We start from the raw sequence: 16340 nt of genomic DNA, 5'->3' as shown, positions 1-16340 counted from the left end.
GCCATACCGCCGATGTGGGCCCCAACACCGTGATCACGGTGGATGCGTCCAACACCATCACGCTCCTGGGCGTGCACAAGGCCGATCTGGACGTCTCCGACTTCTCGTTCTTCTGATCGGGGCCAGGCGCGTCACCGCAAGCCAAGTGCTCTCAGCCGGACCGGGGTTTCCCGGTCCGGTTTTCTTTTGCGGGGGGCGTCCAGGCGACGGTGTTGAGCGGGGCAGGTCAATCCCAATGAAGCGGCGGCGGACCATGTCCCGGGGCAGGATTCTCAGCCAGAAGAGGACGGTCGCCACCAGATCGTGGACCCTGCTCCCCGCGCTCAGCGCGGGACTGTTTCGCGATCCCGTCGCGCCGATCAGTCGATCTGAATGCTTTGGCGGAGCGCGCCGGTGTCGGCATCGAAGATCAGGATGCGCTGATCCTCGGTGACCACGGCGTACCAGCCGGGGCCCATGGTCACCGCCTGGGCGCGGGCGCCATCGGGCAGGCTGACGGTTTCGGGCAGCGGCGGTGTGCGGTCGGCGGTCAGCCGGGTGACAAGCAGGCCGACGATCACTACAACGCCGAGAATCATCACCACCATCAGCGTGGTGACCAGCAGGCGCAGGACCTTCAGCTGGCGCGGCTCAGGCGCCGCCGGTTCGGGGGAGGGCGTCAAATGTCCGGGCCCGCCATCGGTGGCGGGGGACGGATCGCGGGAAGGATCGGGCAGGGGATCGCTCATGAACAGCCGGAGTATCGTGTTTGACATCGCGGCCGATCCGCCGCCCCGCCTTGATAAGGCGCTTTCGCGGGATGTGCCAGCAGAGGCTGCATTGTCGCGCACACGGCTGGCGCGCCTGATTGCCGAGGGGGCGGTGGCGATCGATGGCCAGCCGGTCACCGATGCCAAGGCCCGCATCGCCGAAGGAGCCCGGGTGGAGATCACGCTGGAGGCGGCGGAAGACAGCCATATCGGGCCGGAGGCGATCGCGCTGGACGTCGTCTATGAAGATGCCGATCTGATCGTGATCAACAAGCCTGCCGGCATGGTGGTGCATCCCGCGCCGGGGTCGCCCTCGGGCACATTGGTCAACGCGCTGTTGCATCATTGCGGGGACGAGCTTTCCGGCGTCGGCGGCGTCCGGCGTCCGGGCATCGTGCACCGGATCGACAAGGATACCAGCGGCCTCCTCGTGGTGGCGAAAAGCGATGCCGCCCACCATGGGCTGGCGGCCCAGTTCGAGGCCCATAGCGCCGAGCGGCACTACAAGGCGATCTGCTACGGCGTGCCGGATGCCAACGATCCGCGGCTGCGCGGTGTGCGCGGGGTCAGCTTCGAGCCGGGCAATATCATGAAGATCACCACGCAGCTGGCCCGCCACCGGACCGACCGTCAGCGGCAGGCGGTGCTGTTCCAGGGCGGCCGCCATGCGGTGACCCGGGTGCGTGTCGAGGAAAGCTTCGGCGCCCCCGAAGTGGCGGCATTGGTCGATTGCTGGCTGGAAACCGGACGCACCCATCAGATCAGGGTTCATATGGCGCACGCCGGCCACGGGCTGATCGGCGATCCGACCTATGGCGGGCGGCGTAAACTGGCGCAGAAGGCGCTGAGCCCGGTGGCGCTGGAGGCGGTGCAGGCATTTCCCCGTCAGGCGTTGCATGCGGCGGTGCTGGGCTTCGTGCATCCGCTGAGCGGCGCGGCGCTGCGGTTCGAGGCGCCCTTGCCCGGGGATATGGTCAGCCTTCTGGCTGCCCTGCGCGGGGAGACCGCAAACCCGTCGTGATCAGCCAGAGGCAGAGCCCGGTTTCCGCGACCAGCGGCAGCAGATAGGCGGGCTCCAGCGCCGCGGCGAGAGCGGGCGCGGTCAGCGCCGCCAGGCTGCCGGTGAGATAGACCGCGCCGGCGCCGGCCATTGCCAGTGGCAGGAACGGCCGCATCAGCGGCCAGAGCATCCGCGCCATCAGCAGGCAGTTCAACCCGAAAAAGATCAGCGCGGTGTCATAGCCCAGGTCGTGCAGCCGCAAAGCCTGCAGCAGGGCGATGGGGTGGTCGGTCAGCTCCGGCACCAGCGCCAGCGGGATCACCGCCGCGGCGATCCCTGCGGCCTGCACCAGCCGCAGCCCGAAGGCCATCGGCGCCAGCACCGGAAAGCCGGTGGCGAAGAGGCGCAGAAACACTGCCGCGATGGCGACATCGGCCAGAATCATCGCCAGATCGGCGGCCAGCCCCAGCCGCCACAGGGGCAGGGCGGTGGCGATGACACGGGCCGTCTCGGTCGGCGCCTGCGGGTCGATCAACGGTGCCCGGACGGCCACTTCGGCACCGATGCCGCAGAGGATGATCACCAGGTAGAGCAGGCCGGCAAGGCGCAACAGCGGGCGCGCGGCGGCGAGAGAGACGGAGTGGGCAGTCAACGCGAAGCCTTTCGGTACGGGGGCTGAACGGATGCGCCCCGGCCGAACGGTTGCGCGGCACAAGAAAACCACACGGTATTGGCGAAAAATCAAGCGAAAATGAACCCATATCGGGTTTCGCCGGGGCTCGGGGAGAATGTTACATCTTCTGCACGGCAGACCACATGCGCGTGAACGCGCTGTTGCATGTCTTTCGCAGCGACGGAACCGGGCCCATATTGCGTATCAGCCAATAAGGAGGTGGGCCTTGAAAAGGCAAGGACACTTACCTACCTTAATGTTAAGCTAATATACATAACGCGAAATAACGTAGAGAGACGGAGAGACAGAGGATCATGGCGAATTATGCAAACCTGCCGGCACCGACGCCCGAAGGGGGCCTCAATCGGTATCTGCAGGAGATTCGCAAATTCCCCCTCCTGGAGCCGGAAGAGGAATACATGCTGGCCAAGCGCTGGGTCGAGGAGCAGGACGCCCAGGCCGCGCATAAGATGGTGACCAGCCACCTGCGGCTGGCGGCCAAGATTGCCATGGGTTATCGCGGCTACGGTCTGCCGCAGGCCGAGGTGATCTCGGAGGCCAACGTCGGCCTGATGCAGGCGGTCAAGCGCTTCGACCCGGAAAAGGGGTTTCGGCTGGCGACCTATGCGATGTGGTGGATCCGCGCCTCGATCCAGGAATATATTCTGCGGTCCTGGTCGCTGGTGAAGCTCGGCACCACCTCGGCGCAGAAGAAGCTGTTCTTCAACCTGCGCAAGGCCAAGGCCCGCATCGGCGCGCTGGAGGAGGGCGACCTGCGCCCCGAACATGTCAAGCAGATCGCCAACGACCTCGGCGTGACCGAGGACGAGGTGACCTCGATGAACCGGCGGATGTCGGGCGGCGATGCCTCGCTCAACGCCACCGTCGGCAGCGAGGGCGAAGGCTCGATGCAATGGCAGGACTGGCTTGAGGACGAGGATGCCGATCAGGCCGCCGATTACGAGGCCCGCGACGAGCTTGAGGCGCGGCGCGAGCTGCTGTCCCAAGCGCTCGATGTGCTGAACGATCGCGAGAAGGACATCCTGACTCAGCGCCGGCTGGCGGAGAAACCGCTGACGCTGGAGGATCTGAGCAGCCAGTACAACGTCAGCCGCGAACGCATCCGCCAGATCGAGGTGCGCGCCTTCGAAAAGCTGCAGAAGAAGATGCGCGATCTGGCCAAGGAAAAGGGCATGCTGACCCCGGCCTGAACCGGAGCGGCAGACCGGTCTCCCCACACCGGCCCTTGCGAAAACCCCGCCTGCCGCAACAGGCGGGGTTTTCTTTTGCGCCCCCCTTCGATCTGGCGGCAAATATCCCGGGGAGTTTGAGGGGCTGGCCCCTCAATCCCGCTGGTTGCGGCGCGCGCATCGGCTGATGCTTTGGGCGCCGGCGGGGGAAAATCGCCGCCATCGCGCCGGCGCCTCTGGGCAAGGCCGGCCCGGCGACATAGATTTGCAGCCTCTGGAGGATACGTCATGGCCGGTGGATGGTCGCGCGACGGCGCGGTGAACGAACAGATCGAAGCCTCGATCAGCGATGAGCTGGCGCGGCTGAAGGCGAAACGCGCGCCGGTGGGCGAGAGCCTGACCCATTGCGCGGAATGCGACGAGCCGATCCCCGAGGCGCGGCGCCGCGCGATCCCGGGAGTGAAGCTCTGTATCGATTGCCAGCAGGAACGCGACGGCGCCTACAAGGCCCGGGGCGGCATCAACCGGCGCGGCTCCAAGGACAGCCAGCTGAAGTGATCCGGCTCAGCGGTTGCGGCGCTTCATCTGTCGCCGCCAGCGCAGGTAAAGCCGCAGATCGAAGGCGGCGATCATTGCCCCCAGCGGCAGCATCCAGAAACCCAGGACCGGCAGGAACCCGAAGACGCCGCCCAGCATCAGCACAATCCCCAGCAGGAACCGCGCCCCGCGTGGCACCCGTGCGTTGATCCTGTTGAGGGTCGGCTGCAGCCGGGCCCGGATATCGGCCCAGCGGATCATCAGCCGGCCGGATCGCTCAAGGCCAGCCGCAGGATATGTTGCGGGCCGGAGGCGCCTCCCAGGTAATCGGCCCCGATGTCCACGAAACCGCCCTTGAGATAGGCGGATTTCGCATGCGGGTTGCGATGATTGACGGTCAGATAGCAGATGGCCACCCCGGGATACTGCGCCCGCAGATAGGGCTGCAGCGCCCGGCTGGCGGCGGTCGCGATGCCGCGCCCCTGCGCACGATGATCGATGGAGAACATCCTGAGCCCGATACTGCCGGCCTCGGCGAAGTCATGTGCCTCCGCATAGCCCGGATCGATGCCGAAGAAACCGACCACCGCGTCGCCCTCCAGGATCATATGACCGTCCCGCTGGCCGTCTGCCCGGGCCATCGCCGTAACCGGCGGGAACGCGAACTGATGCTGTTCCGGCGGCAGGCTCAGATGCGCGATCAGATCAAGCCGGTCGCGGGGCAGGGGGGCGAGGGTGACGTCAGGCATGATATTGAGCAGGGTCCGTCTTAGCTGCGGCGCCGGTCCCGGGCCCCTTCCGGTCGTCCGTGAACGGCGGTTCTGGAAGGTTTCCGGGACATTCGCTCATTCCTCCATCGCCTCCAGTTCGTCGATGAAGCCGGAGATCATGTTGAGCCCCTTGTCCCAGAACTTGGGATCGGAGGCGTCCAGACCGAAGGGGGCCAGAAGGTCCTTGTGGTGTTTCGAGCCGCCGGCTTTCAGCATCTCGAAATACTTGTCCTGGAAGCCCGGCGCGCCCTCGGCATAGACCGAGTAGAGCGCGTTCACCAGCCCGTCGCCGAAGGCATAGGCATAGACGTAGAAGGGCGAATGGATGAAATGCGGGATATAGGCCCAGAAGGTCTCGTAGCCCTCCATGAAATCGAACGCCGGCCCGAGGCTCTCTGCCTGAACGCTCATCCACAGGGCGTTGATGTCGTCCGGCGTCAGTTCGCCGCCGCGGCGTGCCGCATGCAGCTTGCATTCGAAATCGTAGAAGGCGATCTGCCGGACCACCGTGTTGATCATGTCCTCGACCTTGCCGGCCAGCAGCACCTTGCGTTCGGCCGGGTTGGTGGCCTTGTCCAGCATCTTGCGGAAGGTCAGCATCTCGCCAAAGACGCTGGCGGTCTCGGCCAGGGTCAGCGGGGTGGAGGCCAGCATCTCGCCCTGGCCGGCGGCCAGCACCTGATGCACGCCGTGGCCCAGCTCATGCGCCAGGGTCATCACGTCGCGTGGTTTGCCGAGGTAGTTCAGCATGATGTAGGGGTGTACGTCGGTCACCGTGGGATGCGCGAAGGCGCCGGGCGCTTTGCCGGGTTTGACACCGGCATCGATCCAGCCCTTGGCGAAGAAGGGCGCTGCGATCTCGCCCATGCGCGGATCGAAGGCGCTATAGGCCTCCATCACCGTGCTCTCGGCCTCGTCCCAGCCGACCAGCCGGGTGGCCTCCATCGGCAGCGGCGCGTTGCGGTCCCAGACCTGCATACGGTCGAGTCCGAGCCATTTGCGCTTCAGCTCGTAATAGCGGTGGCTGAGCCGGGGATAGGCCTCGACCACGGCGGTGCGCAGCGCCTCGACCACCTCGGGCTCCACGTCGTTGGACAGGTGCCGGGCGGTCTGGGCGGTGGGCATGCCGCGCCAGCGGTCGATAATTTCCTTTTCTTTCGCCTGGGTGTTGTGGACCCGGGCGAAGGTCTTGATGTTCTTCTCGAAAACGGCGGCCAGTTCGCGCGCAGCGGCCTCGCGCTTGCTGCGATCCTGTTCGGTCAGCAGGTTCAGCGTGCCCTCGATGCCCAGCTCCTCGCCGTCGACCTCGAATTCCAGCCCGGCGATGGTCTCGTCGAACAGCCGCTCCCAGGCGTCGCCGACGACGCCCATGTCATGCAGGAATTTCTCCATCTCGTCGGAGAGCTGGTAGGGTTTCATCGCCCGCAGCCGGCGGAACACCGGGGCATAGCGCGCCAGATCGGCGTTTTCCGCCAGCAGCGCGGCGAGCTTGTCATCCTCGATCCGGTTCAGCTCCAGGCTGAAGAAGACCAGCGGTGTGGTGAAATTGGTGATCTTTTCCTGGCAGTCGGAGAGGAACTTGGCGCGGTCCGCGTCGGTGGTCTGCTGGTAATAGCGCAGGCCGGCGTAGGACATGATGCGGCCGGCGATCTGGCTGATCTTCTCGTCGCGCAGCACGCAGGTCAGCAGCCCGTCGGCGTCCAGCGTGTCCAGCTTGCCTTCGTAATCCTCGGCGAAATCGGCGCAGGCCTGTTCCAGCCAGTCCAGATCGCGTTTCAGTTCGGTCGCCTCGGGCGAGGGGTAGAGATCGCTCAGGTCCCAGTCCGGCAGGTTGCCCAGCGGCGCGGCGCCCCCGGCCTCCGGCTTCTCGAAAGCGGGGCGCTGGGTGGGGAAGGGGGCGGCGAAGGGCATCATGGCAATCCTCTCGTGTCTTGTCTTTCAAAAGGAGTATGTGCAGCCGCCCGGCTGTTCAAGCCTTGCGCGGTGTTTCACCACCCGGGGCGCGCGTGTGTGCGGCGGGGCGGGGCTGACGACGGACCGCGATGATCAGGCGCCGGCGGCCTCGGAGAAGAACGCCGCCATCTGGTCGAAGGCACGGGCGCGGGTGGCCGGGCCTTCCATCATCACCTCGTGGCGGGCGCCCTCGACCATCTCCAGCCGGCCACGGGGCCAGCCGGCCATCCGGGTCCGGATCGCCCGGGCCGAGACGATGGATTCGGCGGTGCCGAGAAAGGTAAGACAGGGCAGATCGGGGGCCGGTTGACGGGCCAGGTCGGTGGTTTCCTGCAGCGCCTCGTTCAGCCAGCGCATGCTGGGGCCGCCGAGCCCGAGATCGGGATGCTCCTGCAGCTGCCGCTGCATGAAGCGATACATCTCCGGATCGGTGGTCAACGCGTTGTCGTCGAAGGGCTGATAGAGCACGTAATTGTCTGGCCGGGTCGACAGCATCAGCCGGTTTCCCTGACCCAGGGCCAGCCCGAGCGAGGTCACCCAGCGGGCCAGCAGCCGTTTCGGCGGCGACAGGTCGATATCCCACATCGGGCCGGTGAAGGCGGCAGCGGCCACCGGCAGCCCCTCGGTCAGGGCGCGCAACCCGATGCATCCGCCCATCGAATGGGCGACCAGAAAGAAGGGTTGCGGCAAATCCAGCGCGATGGCGGACTCGAGCGCGGCAGCGACATCCTTCTGGTAATCCGCGAAATGGCCGATATGGCCGGGGCGCGGATCCTGTTGCAGCCGGTCGGCCAGCCCCTGGCCACGCCAGTCGATGGCCAGGGTGGCAAGGCCGCGCGCCGCCAGATCGCCGGCGGCGGGGCCGTATTTCTCGACATATTCGGTGCGGCCGGGGAACAGCAGCACGGTGCCGCGGGCGCCGGTCGAGGGGCGCCAGTGGCCAATGCGAATCCTGACGCCGTCGGACGCGGTCAGCCAATGGGCGGCCCCGCCGTCGGGGGCCTCCGCCACATCCGTGAACAGAGGGGCCGCCGGATAGCTCATCAGGCCAGCAGCGCGGCCAGTTTCATCGCCATGCCCATGTCGCCGTCGACGCTGAGCTTGCCGGTCATGAAGGCCGAGGTCGGGTTCAGTTCGCCGGTGACGATGGCCTGCAGGGTTTCCGAATCGGCACTCAGGGTGACGTCGGCCTCTTCGTCGGCGATGCGGGCGCCGCTGGCGTCCAGCATGATGGCGCCCAGATCGGTCACTGCCAGCTTGGCGGAGCCGTCGAAACCGCCCTCAAGCTTGTCATTCAGTTCGGAAACGGCCTGTTCCAGAAAATCGCTCATGGCTGTTGTCTCGCTCTCTCTTGGCGGGCCTCTGGTATTCGGCGCGCGCCGCGTTACATTGATGTCTGTTATGAGCATGAAACGCCACAATCTCAAAGGTATCGTGACGGCAATCGCGGTTTGCGCGGCGATTTCGCTGTCGCCTGTGGCGCGCGCTGACCAGGGATCGGCGGATCTGACCGATGAGAGCGCGTTGCTCGACGCGCTGGCCGAGGCCGGCCCGGAGGAGGCGCAGCGGCTCGACCGGCAGCTGCAGGCGCTCTGGAACAAGAGCGGGTCGGCGGCGATGGATCTGCTGCTCAAACGCGGCCGCGAGGCGCTGGAGCGGGGCGAGATTGGCGTGGCGATCGAACATCTGACCGCGCTGACCGACCATGCGCCGGATTTCGCCGAGGGCTGGTATATGCGGGCGACGGCGTATTATCAGGCCGGGCTTTTCGGTCCGTCCTTCGCCGATCTGGAACATGCGCTGTCGCTCAACCCGAACAATTACGATGCGATCTTCGGTCTCGGTTCCCTGCTTGAGGCCTTTGGCGATCCGAAACTGGCTTATGAAGCCTATTCCCGCGCGCGGGCCTTGAATCCCCACCACGAGGAGGTCACCAAGGCGATGGACCGGCTGAAGCCGGAAATCGAAGGCAAGGCGCTCTGATCCTGCGGGACCGGGGCCGAGGGGGAATTGGTGAGCAGCGAATCCCGTGTCGTGGCCGTTCTGGGCCCGACCAATACCGGCAAGACGCATTACGCCATTGAACGCATGCTGGGCCACCGGACCGGGGTGATCGGCCTGCCGCTGCGGCTGCTGGCGCGCGAGGTCTATGATCGCATCGTCGCGGCGCGGGGGCCCTCGGTGGTGGGGCTGGTCACCGGCGAGGAGCGGATCGTGCCGCCGCGCACCCAGTACTGGGTCTGCACCGTCGAGGCGATGCCCGAGGGCATGGGCGCCGACTTCGTGGCGATCGACGAAATCCAGCTCTGTGCCGATCCCGAGCGCGGCCATGTCTTCACCGACCGGCTGCTGCGCGCCCGGGGCCTGCAAGAGACGCTGTTTCTGGGCTCCGACACCATGCGCGGGCCGATCGCGGCGCTGGTTCCGGGGGTGCAGTTCATGCGCCGCGAGCGGATGAGCCAGCTTGTCTACACAGGTTCGAAAAAGATAAGCAGAATGCCGGCACGCAGTGCGATTGTCGGGTTTTCTGTTGATAATGTATATGCGATCGCCGAGCTGATCCGCCGTCAGAAGGGCGGCGCGGCGGTGGTGATGGGGGCCTTGTCGCCGCGCACCCGCAATGCCCAGGTGGCGCTTTATCAAAGTGGCGAGGTCGATTATCTGGTCGCCACCGATGCCATCGGTATGGGGTTGAACCTCGACGTCGATCATGTTGCTTTTTCATCGCTTTCCAAGTTTGACGGCCGGCGGATGCGGCCCTTGCAGCCGAATGAGCTGGCGCAGATCGCCGGGCGCGCCGGGCGCGGCATGTCGAACGGCACCTTCGGGGTGACCGGCGATGCCCGACCACTGGACGAGGGGGTGGCCGAGGCGATCATGGAGCATCGCTTCACGCCGCTGAAGAAACTCAACTGGCGCAACGCGGCGCTGCAGTTCGGCTCCATCGACCGGCTGATCCACTCGCTGGAGGAAAGCCCGAAGGACGAGGGGCTGGTCCGCGCCCGCGAGGCCGACGACCTGGGCGCGCTGAAAAGCCTGGCCCAGGTGCCGGAGGTGGCGGCCCGGGCCAGCGACGGGCGCAGCGTGCGATTGCTGTGGGACGTCTGCCGGATCCCCGATTTTCGCGGCATCAGCCATGCCGAACACGCCGGGCTTCTGGAGGTGATCTTCAACCACCTGCATGAACGCGGGGCGATTCCCGACGATTTCATGGCGCGTCAGATCCGCCGGATCGATCGTACCGACGGCGATATCGACACATTAAGTAAAAGATTGGCGTTTATACGCACATGGACCTATGTCGCCCAACGCAGCGGCTGGGTGCATGATGAAAGCCATTGGCGTGGAGAGACGCGCGCTGTAGAAGACAGGGTGTCTGACGCATTGCACGACCGTCTGACGCAGAGATTTGTGGACCGGCGCACGAGTGTGCTGTTGCGCCGGCTCAAGCAGAAGGAGGCCCTTTTGGCCGAAGTGAACGACAAGGGTGAGGTGACCGTCGAGGGCGAATTCGTCGGTCGGCTGGAAGGGTTCCGGTTTTCTCCGGACAAGGCTGCGTCGGGTGGCGCCGCAGGGGCGGAGGCCAAGACGATCAAGTCGGCGGCGCTGCAGGCGCTGGCGCCGCATTTCCATCTGCGGGCGGACCGGTTCTACAACGCACCGGATACCGAGATCGACTATACCGATCAGGGCGGGCTGATGTGGGGCGACAGCGCCGTCGGCAAGCTGGTGGCGGGGTCCGATCCGCTGAAGCCGCGGATCGAGGTCTTTGTCGATGATGCCGCCGGTGCCGATGTGGCGCAGAAGGTGGAACGCCGCCTGCAGCATTTCATCGACCGCAAGATCGCCGCCCTGTTCGAGCCGCTGATGAACCTGCAGCGCGACGAGACGCTGAGTGGTCTGGCCCGTGGCTTTGCCTTCCAGATGGTCGAGTCGCTGGGGCTTCTGCCGCGCGCCAGCGTCGCCGATGACGTCAAGGCGCTGGATCAGGAGGCCCGGGGCGCGCTGCGCAAGCATGGCATCCGTTTCGGCCAGTTCACCATCTTCATGCCGCTGTTGCTGAAGCCGGCGCCGACCCGTCTGCGTCTGCTGCTGTGGTCGCTGGCGCAGGGGCTCGACGATTTCCCCGCCGCGCCGCCGCCGGGTCTGGTGACGGTGCCGGTCGCCACCGACGCGCCGCAGGGTTATGACACCATGTGCGGCTATCGCAATGCCGGTGAGCGGGCGATCCGCATCGACATGCTGGAACGTCTGGCCGATCTGCTGCGCGCGCAGGACAGCCGTGCGGGCTTCGAGGCGACGCCCGACATGCTGTCGATCACCGGCATGACGCTGGAACAGTTCGCCGGCCTGATGGAAGGGCTTGGCTATCGCGCCGAGAAGGGCGAGCGGGTCAAGGTCAAGCCGGTCGAGACGCCGGCGGCCACCGCTTCGGACGACAGTGGCGCCGCGACCGATGCCGGGGCAGAGGAGGCGGAAGCGCCTGCCGAGACCGCTGCGGAGGCAGGGACCGAGACCCCGGCAGAAGCGGCGGATGCTGTCGCCGAGACGCCGGTGGAAGCCCCCGTCGCGGAGGCCGAGGTGTCGGCCGAGCCCGCAGCCGAGGAAAGCGCCCCGGTCGAGGAGGCGGTTGCGGCAGATGCCACCGACGCCCCCGAAGCGGAGACCGCCGTCGATGAGGCGCCGGAGATGGAAGTCTTCTACACCTTCACCTGGGCCCGCAAGCCGGCCCGCGGCGGGCGTCCGCAGGGGCGGGGAAAACCCGCTGCTGCCGGTGCGCCGGTAGGCGACCGGCCCCGGGGGCAGGGCAAGCCGCGCGGCAAGAAACCCCAGGGCGGCAAGCCCAAGGGCGACCGGCCGGCGCAGGGTGGCAAGACCTATACCGCCCGCCCGCCGAAGAAGGAAAAGGCGATCGACCCCGACAACCCCTTCGCCGCCGCGCTGATGGGGCTGAAAACCGGCAAGTAGGGGCGGATGAGCGAGGCTCCCGCCCTGCGCCTGCGGCTGGACAAATGGCTGGTTCACGCGCGGTTCTGCAAGACCCGCAGCGTGGCCGCCGCCCAAGTCACCGCCGGCCATATCCGTATCAACGGCACCCGGGCGGCGAAACCCGCCCAGGCCATCGGCCCCGGCGACGTGCTGACGCTGGTGCAGCCGCGCCGCGTCCGGGTGGTGCGGGTCGAGGCGCTGGGCCTGCGGCGCGGCCCTGCCAGCGAGGCGCAAACGCTTTACACCGAACTTGAGGATAACCGGGACGATAGCCCGCCCAATCCCGGATATGAGGGAAAGGGGCGTCCGGGAAAGCGCGAACGGCGGGCACTTGATCTTTCCTTGCGCCCCGGAACCGATTGACGCCTTGAAGTACAGCGCCCGCTGTTCTAGCTAGTGGGCCGAACGTTCAGACGGATTTCTGCCCATGACCTATGTTGTGACCGACAACTGCATCGCCTGCAAATACACCGACTGTGTCGAGGTCTGCCCCGTGGATTGCTTCTACGAGGGGGAGAACATGCTGGTCATTCATCCGGACGAATGTATCGACTGCGGCGTTTGCGAACCGGAATGCCCGGCGGATGCCATCCGCCCGGACACCGAGCCGGATATGGAAGACTGGGTCGAGTTCAACCGCAAGTATTCCGAGATGTGGCCGGTGATCATCGCCCGCAAGGACCCGCTGCCCGAGGCCGAGGAACGCGATGGCGAGACCGGCAAGCGCGACAAGTACTTCTCTGAGGCGCCGGGCGAGGGGAACTGAGTGATTCGAGCGGTCCTGCCTTTCGGGGCCCTCGATTATACAGGCTAAGCCCTTGAGATCAGGCCGGTTTTCCGGATGTTTCTCTGCGCCCTCTTCCAGAGTGGGTGATTTTATGTTATATAGGGCGCTCAGTAGGTATGAACGCCAGGATCCCCTGTGAACAACGCCATCAGGGTACGCTAAATCGTCGTGGAACGCAGCTTGACGGGGCACATTGTCTGACCCGCCGCTGTGTTTTTGTCGCCTGAACGATCCTGGATAACAAGGAAAGACCTGAATGACCAAGTCCAAGAAACTCGAATTCCGCCCGAACGACTATGTTGTATACCCGGCCCACGGTGTCGGCCAGATCGTGTCGATCGAGGAGCAGGAGGTTGCCGGCCTCACTCTGGAACTGTTCGTGATTTCTTTCGAAAAGGACAAGATGACCCTGCGGGTGCCGACCAACAAGGCCACCGAAGTGGGCATGCGTTCGCTCAGCTCGCCCGACGTGATCGACCAGGCCATGAAAACCCTGAAGGGCAAGGCCAAGGTCAAACGCGCCATGTGGTCCCGCCGGGCGCAGGAATACGAACAGAAGATCAACTCGGGCGATCTGATTTCCATCGCCGAGGTCGTGCGCGACCTGCATCGCACCGATGATCAGCGCGAACAGAGCTACTCCGAGCGTCAGCTCTACGAGGCGGCGCTGGAACGTCTGACCCGTGAAGTCGCTGCCGTGTCCGGCGGCGACGAGGTGTCCGCCGCCAAGCAGGTCGACGACGTGCTGATGTCGCGCGCCGCCTGAGGCGATCGCGACCTATCTTTGCCGTGGCCGCGATGCGGACCACCAAGGCGCGCCCTTCGGGGCGCGTTTTGCATCTGCAAGGGGGCTTTGGGCCTTGCGGCGCCGGGCCGCTTTGCGGTTGACTGGGCCTTCCAGTCCGAAACAGCCCGCCGCATGTCATGCCCGCCAGTCTGAAGTCCAGCCTGAAATCCCGTCTCGACGCCCTTTACAACGGTACGACCCGCCAATCGGCGCGGTTTCGCTACGGACTGATCGTCTTCGATGCGGTCAGCATCCTCTATTTCATCGTCACCGCGCCCTTTTCCAGCTCGGTCGCGGTGCATCTGGTCAGCTCGGTTTTCGGGGTGGCGATCCTGTCGGATTTCGCGATCCGTCTGTGGCTCGCCCGCGATCGCTGGCATCTGCTCACCCGGCTGTACACGCTGGCCGATCTGGTGGTGATCGTGGTGCTGATCCTCGATCCCTTCCTGACCCACAGCCTGGCCTTCCTGCGCATCCTGCGGGGGCTGCGGCTGATCCATTCCTATCATCTGCTGGGCGATCTGCGCCGCGACAGCCGGTTCTTTCGCCTGCGTGAGGATGCGGTGATCGCCGCCGTCAACCTGGTGGTATTTCTCTTCACCACTGCCTCGCTGGCCTATGTGCTGTTCTTCGACCGCACACCGGGGCCGGGGGCCTATGTCGATGCGCTCTATTTCACCGTGGCGACCCTGACAACTACCGGCTTCGGCGATATCACGCTGGCGACCACGGGGGGCAAGCTGTTCTCGATCTTCGTGATGGTCTTCGGCGTCGCGCTCTTCGTCAATCTGGCGCGGGCGCTGTTCCAGCCGCAGAAGGTGCGGTTCACCTGTCCCGATTGCGGGTTGCTGCGGCACGATCCCGACGCGGTGCACTGCAAGCACTGCGGCCATCTGCTGAACATCCCCACCGAAGGGGCGGATTAGGGCGGAGAGGCGGATCAGGCGGGGCCGATCCGGGTGCAGAAGGCCAGAAGCGCGGCGATCTCCGTCAGCTGCTGGGTCGCCCCCAGGATATCGCCGGTCTGGCCGCCGATCTTGGCCCGGGCCAGTGCGGCGCAGCCCCAGGCGACGATCCCGGCGGCGAGGAGCGCGGCCCAGACCGGCCCGCCGACCAGCCCGAGCCCCAGTGCCAGCGCCAGAAGCAGCGCCACCAGCGCCGGCGCCGGGCGCGGCCGCCCGACAGAGCGGGACAGCCCACCCGCCCGCGCTGGCGGCAGCGCCGCCATCAGCGCCGGCATCATCGCGCGGGACAGAAGCGCAGTCGCCAGGATCGCGCCCCAGGCGCCGGCGCCAATCAGGGCGCTCAGCGCCGACCAGCGCAGCCCCAGGCCGAGGACCAGCGCCAGCACGCCATAGCTGCCGATGCGGCTGTCCTTCATGATTTCCAGCCGCCGCTCCCGCGTCAGCCCGCCCCAGAGCCCGTCGGCACTGTCGGCCAGGCCGTCCTCGTGCATGCCGCCGCTCAGGATCACCTGGAGCGCCAGAACCAGCCCCGCCGCCACCGGGGCCGGCAGGCCGATCGCCAGCGCCGCGGCGCCGGCCGCCACCGCCGGCAGCCCGGTCGCCAGCCCGGCCAGCGGAAACGCCCAGACCGCCTGCGCCTGACGTGCGAAAGCCTGCTGCGGCAGCGCCGGCAGCGGCAGCCGCGTCAGCAGCACCAGCGCCACGCCGCAATCCAGCAGCCAGCGCCAAGGCCCATCGGTTTTTCGCATCGTCGCCCTTTCCGGGGTTGAGGTGCAGGGTGTGGGGGTTAAACACCGGGGCAGGACCCGATGCAACGAGACTGAGCCATGCTTGCAGATTTTCAAGACCTCGACAGCTTTCGCCACCTGCTGGCCGCAGCGCCGGCGCCGGACGCGGCCGCCCGCAGCGCGGCCGCGGAGCGGAACGGCCAGTTGACCAAGCCCCCCGGGGCGCTTGGCCGGCTCGAGGAGATCGCGATCTGGTACGCCGGCTGGCGCGCCGATCCGCGGCCGCGTCTGACGGCGCCGCAGGTGATCGTCTTCGCCGGCAACCATGGGGTGGTGGCGCAGGGCATCTCTGCCTTCCCGGCCGATGTGACGGTTCAGATGGTGGCGAATTTCCAGGCCGGCGGCGCCGCGGTCAACCAACTGGCCGGGGCGGCCGGCGCCCGGATGGATGTGATCGCGCTGGAGCTCGACCGTCCGACCGCCGATTTCACCCAAGGTCCGGCAATGACCGAGGCGGAATTGCTCCAGGCACTGACCTGCGGCTGGCAGGCGGTCGATCCTGCCACCGATCTTCTGGTGGTGGGCGAGATGGGGATCGGCAATACCACCGCGGCGGCGGCGCTCAGCCTGGCGCTTTTCGGCGGCACGGCGGCGGACTGGACCGGGCGCGGCACCGGGCTCGATGACGCCGGGCTTGCCAACAAGACCCGGGTGGTGGCCGAGGCGGTGGCGCTGCACGCGCCGCAGATCGGTGACGGTCTCGACGCGCTGGCCCGGCTCGGCGGTCGGGAGATCGCCGCCATGGCCGGGGCCATCGCCGCGGCGCGCCAGCTGCGTATCCCGGTGCTCCTCGACGGCTTTATCTGCTGCGCCGGTGCTGCCTGTCTGGAAAAGACCGTGCCCGGCGCGCTCGATCACACCATTGCCGGCCATTCCAGCGCCGAACCGGGACATGCACGGCTGCTGGCGGCGCTGGACAAGGCGCCGCTGCTGCAGCTCGGGCTGCGGCTGGGCGAGGGCTCCGGCGCGGCGCTGGCGATCCCGCTGATCAAGGGCGCGCTGGCCTGCCATTCCGATATGGCCACCTTTGCCGAGGCCGGCGTGTCAGAGGGCTGAGCGGCAGGGGCGCCGCCGTCTCGGCGCGCCCCTCTCAGGTCTTTTTCTGGCTGCAAATATCCCGGGGAAGGGTGCGCGCATCGCGCGCCCTGGGGC

General features: G+C 66.6%; 18 protein-coding genes. 10 read left to right on the top strand and 8 right to left on the bottom strand.

Annotation, left to right across the window (positions count from 1 at the left end):
• Positions 1-359 precede the first annotated feature (359 nt).
• Positions 360-755 carry a DUF6476 family protein gene (locus tag QO033_RS18835; RefSeq protein ID WP_321170051.1) on the bottom strand — a complete coding sequence of 132 codons (396 nt, stop codon included), beginning with the start codon at positions 753-755 and terminating at the stop codon, positions 360-362.
• On the opposite strand from QO033_RS18835, the gene QO033_RS18830 reads away from it, so the two are divergent.
• Positions 727-1770: an RluA family pseudouridine synthase gene (locus QO033_RS18830; RefSeq protein WP_284482512.1), complete on the top strand. Its 1044-nt coding sequence runs from the start codon at positions 727-729 to the stop codon at positions 1768-1770. The genes QO033_RS18835 and QO033_RS18830 overlap by 29 nt on opposite strands.
• On the opposite strand, the gene QO033_RS18825 is transcribed toward QO033_RS18830, so the two are convergent.
• Positions 1724-2401 (bottom strand): DUF4386 domain-containing protein, encoded by a 678-nt coding sequence (locus tag QO033_RS18825; protein ID WP_284482511.1) that lies wholly within the window; start codon positions 2399-2401, stop codon positions 1724-1726. The genes QO033_RS18830 and QO033_RS18825 overlap by 47 nt on opposite strands.
• A 335-nt stretch (positions 2402-2736) precedes the next feature.
• Here QO033_RS18825 and rpoH point away from each other — a divergent pair, with 335 nt between their 5' ends.
• The gene (gene rpoH / locus QO033_RS18820) at positions 2737-3633 is read left to right on the top strand and encodes an RNA polymerase sigma factor RpoH (RefSeq protein ID WP_284482510.1); all 897 of its coding nucleotides are present in this window, start codon (positions 2737-2739) and stop codon (positions 3631-3633) included.
• A gap of 267 nt (positions 3634-3900) precedes the next feature.
• Positions 3901-4170: a DksA/TraR family C4-type zinc finger protein gene (locus QO033_RS18815; RefSeq protein ID WP_284482509.1), complete on the top strand. Its 270-nt coding sequence runs from the start codon at positions 3901-3903 to the stop codon at positions 4168-4170.
• Positions 4171-4176: 6 nt separating this feature from the next.
• On the opposite strand, the gene QO033_RS18810 is transcribed toward QO033_RS18815, so the two are convergent.
• The 5 genes from QO033_RS18810 to QO033_RS18790 all read right to left on the bottom strand — a co-directional run bounded on the left by QO033_RS18810 (position 4177) and on the right by QO033_RS18790 (position 8203).
• Complete coding sequence (locus QO033_RS18810; RefSeq protein ID WP_284482508.1) at positions 4177-4410, bottom strand: hypothetical protein; 234 nt, start codon at positions 4408-4410, stop codon at positions 4177-4179.
• Positions 4410-4898 carry a GNAT family N-acetyltransferase gene (locus tag QO033_RS18805; RefSeq protein ID WP_284482507.1) on the bottom strand — a complete coding sequence of 163 codons (489 nt, stop codon included), beginning with the start codon at positions 4896-4898 and terminating at the stop codon, positions 4410-4412. The genes QO033_RS18810 and QO033_RS18805 overlap by 1 nt, the downstream gene beginning before the upstream one ends.
• A 96-nt stretch (positions 4899-4994) precedes the next feature.
• Positions 4995-6830, bottom strand: a complete 1836-nt coding sequence (locus QO033_RS18800; RefSeq protein WP_284482506.1) for a M3 family oligoendopeptidase — start codon at positions 6828-6830, stop codon at positions 4995-4997.
• A gap of 135 nt (positions 6831-6965) precedes the next feature.
• Complete coding sequence (locus QO033_RS18795; protein WP_284482505.1) at positions 6966-7916, bottom strand: alpha/beta hydrolase; 951 nt, start codon at positions 7914-7916, stop codon at positions 6966-6968.
• Positions 7916-8203 (bottom strand): SCP2 sterol-binding domain-containing protein, encoded by a 288-nt coding sequence (locus QO033_RS18790; RefSeq protein WP_284482504.1) that lies wholly within the window; start codon positions 8201-8203, stop codon positions 7916-7918. Before QO033_RS18790 ends, QO033_RS18795 begins: the two co-directional genes overlap by 1 nt.
• 70 nt (positions 8204-8273) lie before the next feature.
• Between QO033_RS18790 and QO033_RS18785 the strand changes: the two genes are divergently transcribed.
• From QO033_RS18785 to QO033_RS18760, 6 genes are all read left to right on the top strand, one after another.
• Positions 8274-8855 (top strand): tetratricopeptide repeat protein, encoded by a 582-nt coding sequence (locus tag QO033_RS18785; protein ID WP_284482503.1) that lies wholly within the window; start codon positions 8274-8276, stop codon positions 8853-8855.
• 30 nt (positions 8856-8885) lie between these two features.
• On the top strand, positions 8886-11840 hold the full coding sequence (locus QO033_RS18780) for a helicase-related protein (RefSeq protein ID WP_284482502.1): 2955 nt from the start codon (positions 8886-8888) through the stop codon (positions 11838-11840).
• 6 nt (positions 11841-11846) lie between these two features.
• Positions 11847-12224 (top strand): RNA-binding S4 domain-containing protein, encoded by a 378-nt coding sequence (locus QO033_RS18775; RefSeq protein WP_284482501.1) that lies wholly within the window; start codon positions 11847-11849, stop codon positions 12222-12224.
• 64 nt (positions 12225-12288) lie between these two features.
• Positions 12289-12627 (top strand): ferredoxin FdxA, encoded by a 339-nt coding sequence (gene fdxA, locus QO033_RS18770; protein WP_284482500.1) that lies wholly within the window; start codon positions 12289-12291, stop codon positions 12625-12627.
• A gap of 277 nt (positions 12628-12904) precedes the next feature.
• Complete coding sequence (locus tag QO033_RS18765; RefSeq protein ID WP_284482499.1) at positions 12905-13414, top strand: CarD family transcriptional regulator; 510 nt, start codon at positions 12905-12907, stop codon at positions 13412-13414.
• Positions 13415-13572: 158 nt separating this feature from the next.
• Complete coding sequence (locus tag QO033_RS18760; RefSeq protein ID WP_284482498.1) at positions 13573-14361, top strand: potassium channel family protein; 789 nt, start codon at positions 13573-13575, stop codon at positions 14359-14361.
• Between the two features lie 14 nt (positions 14362-14375).
• Here QO033_RS18760 and cobS read toward each other — a convergent pair whose 3' ends face one another.
• A complete protein-coding gene (gene cobS, locus QO033_RS18755; RefSeq protein ID WP_284482497.1) occupies positions 14376-15149 on the bottom strand; it encodes an adenosylcobinamide-GDP ribazoletransferase in 774 nt (257 codons plus the stop codon).
• 78 nt (positions 15150-15227) lie between these two features.
• Between cobS and cobT the strand changes: the two genes are divergently transcribed.
• Entirely contained in the window at positions 15228-16244 is a 1017-nt protein-coding gene (cobT, locus tag QO033_RS18750; RefSeq protein WP_284482496.1) for a nicotinate-nucleotide--dimethylbenzimidazole phosphoribosyltransferase, read from the top strand.
• Positions 16245-16340: the final 96 nt, after the last annotated feature.

Origin of the sequence: Pseudodonghicola flavimaris (assembly GCF_030164425.1) — a bacterium.
In the GTDB taxonomy this organism is placed as follows: Bacteria; Pseudomonadota; Alphaproteobacteria; order Rhodobacterales; family Rhodobacteraceae; genus Pseudodonghicola; species Pseudodonghicola flavimaris.
The sequence above is the reverse complement of the archived record's forward strand: the minus strand, read 5'-3'. Positions and strand labels throughout refer to the sequence as shown.

Excerpts from the sequence above, each read along its gene's own strand:
- QO033_RS18830 (WP_284482512.1), top strand. The coding sequence starts at position 727 with ATGAACAGCCGGAGTATCGTGTTTGACATCGCGGCCGATCCGCCGCCC.
- QO033_RS18835 (WP_321170051.1), bottom strand. The coding sequence starts at position 755 with ATGTCAAACACGATACTCCGGCTGTTCATGAGCGATCCCCTGCCCGAT.
- rpoH (WP_284482510.1), top strand. The coding sequence starts at position 2,737 with ATGGCGAATTATGCAAACCTGCCGGCACCGACGCCCGAAGGGGGCCTC.
- QO033_RS18815 (WP_284482509.1), top strand. The coding sequence starts at position 3,901 with ATGGCCGGTGGATGGTCGCGCGACGGCGCGGTGAACGAACAGATCGAA.
- QO033_RS18810 (WP_284482508.1), bottom strand. The coding sequence starts at position 4,410 with ATGATCCGCTGGGCCGATATCCGGGCCCGGCTGCAGCCGACCCTCAAC.
- QO033_RS18805 (WP_284482507.1), bottom strand. The coding sequence starts at position 4,898 with ATGCCTGACGTCACCCTCGCCCCCCTGCCCCGCGACCGGCTTGATCTG.
- QO033_RS18800 (WP_284482506.1), bottom strand. The coding sequence starts at position 6,830 with ATGCCCTTCGCCGCCCCCTTCCCCACCCAGCGCCCCGCTTTCGAGAAG.
- QO033_RS18795 (WP_284482505.1), bottom strand. The coding sequence starts at position 7,916 with ATGAGCTATCCGGCGGCCCCTCTGTTCACGGATGTGGCGGAGGCCCCC.
- QO033_RS18790 (WP_284482504.1), bottom strand. The coding sequence starts at position 8,203 with ATGAGCGATTTTCTGGAACAGGCCGTTTCCGAACTGAATGACAAGCTT.
- QO033_RS18785 (WP_284482503.1), top strand. The coding sequence starts at position 8,274 with ATGAGCATGAAACGCCACAATCTCAAAGGTATCGTGACGGCAATCGCG.
- QO033_RS18775 (WP_284482501.1), top strand. The coding sequence starts at position 11,847 with ATGAGCGAGGCTCCCGCCCTGCGCCTGCGGCTGGACAAATGGCTGGTT.
- fdxA (WP_284482500.1), top strand. The coding sequence starts at position 12,289 with ATGACCTATGTTGTGACCGACAACTGCATCGCCTGCAAATACACCGAC.
- QO033_RS18765 (WP_284482499.1), top strand. The coding sequence starts at position 12,905 with ATGACCAAGTCCAAGAAACTCGAATTCCGCCCGAACGACTATGTTGTA.
- QO033_RS18760 (WP_284482498.1), top strand. The coding sequence starts at position 13,573 with ATGCCCGCCAGTCTGAAGTCCAGCCTGAAATCCCGTCTCGACGCCCTT.
- cobS (WP_284482497.1), bottom strand. The coding sequence starts at position 15,149 with ATGCGAAAAACCGATGGGCCTTGGCGCTGGCTGCTGGATTGCGGCGTG.
- cobT (WP_284482496.1), top strand. The coding sequence starts at position 15,228 with ATGCTTGCAGATTTTCAAGACCTCGACAGCTTTCGCCACCTGCTGGCC.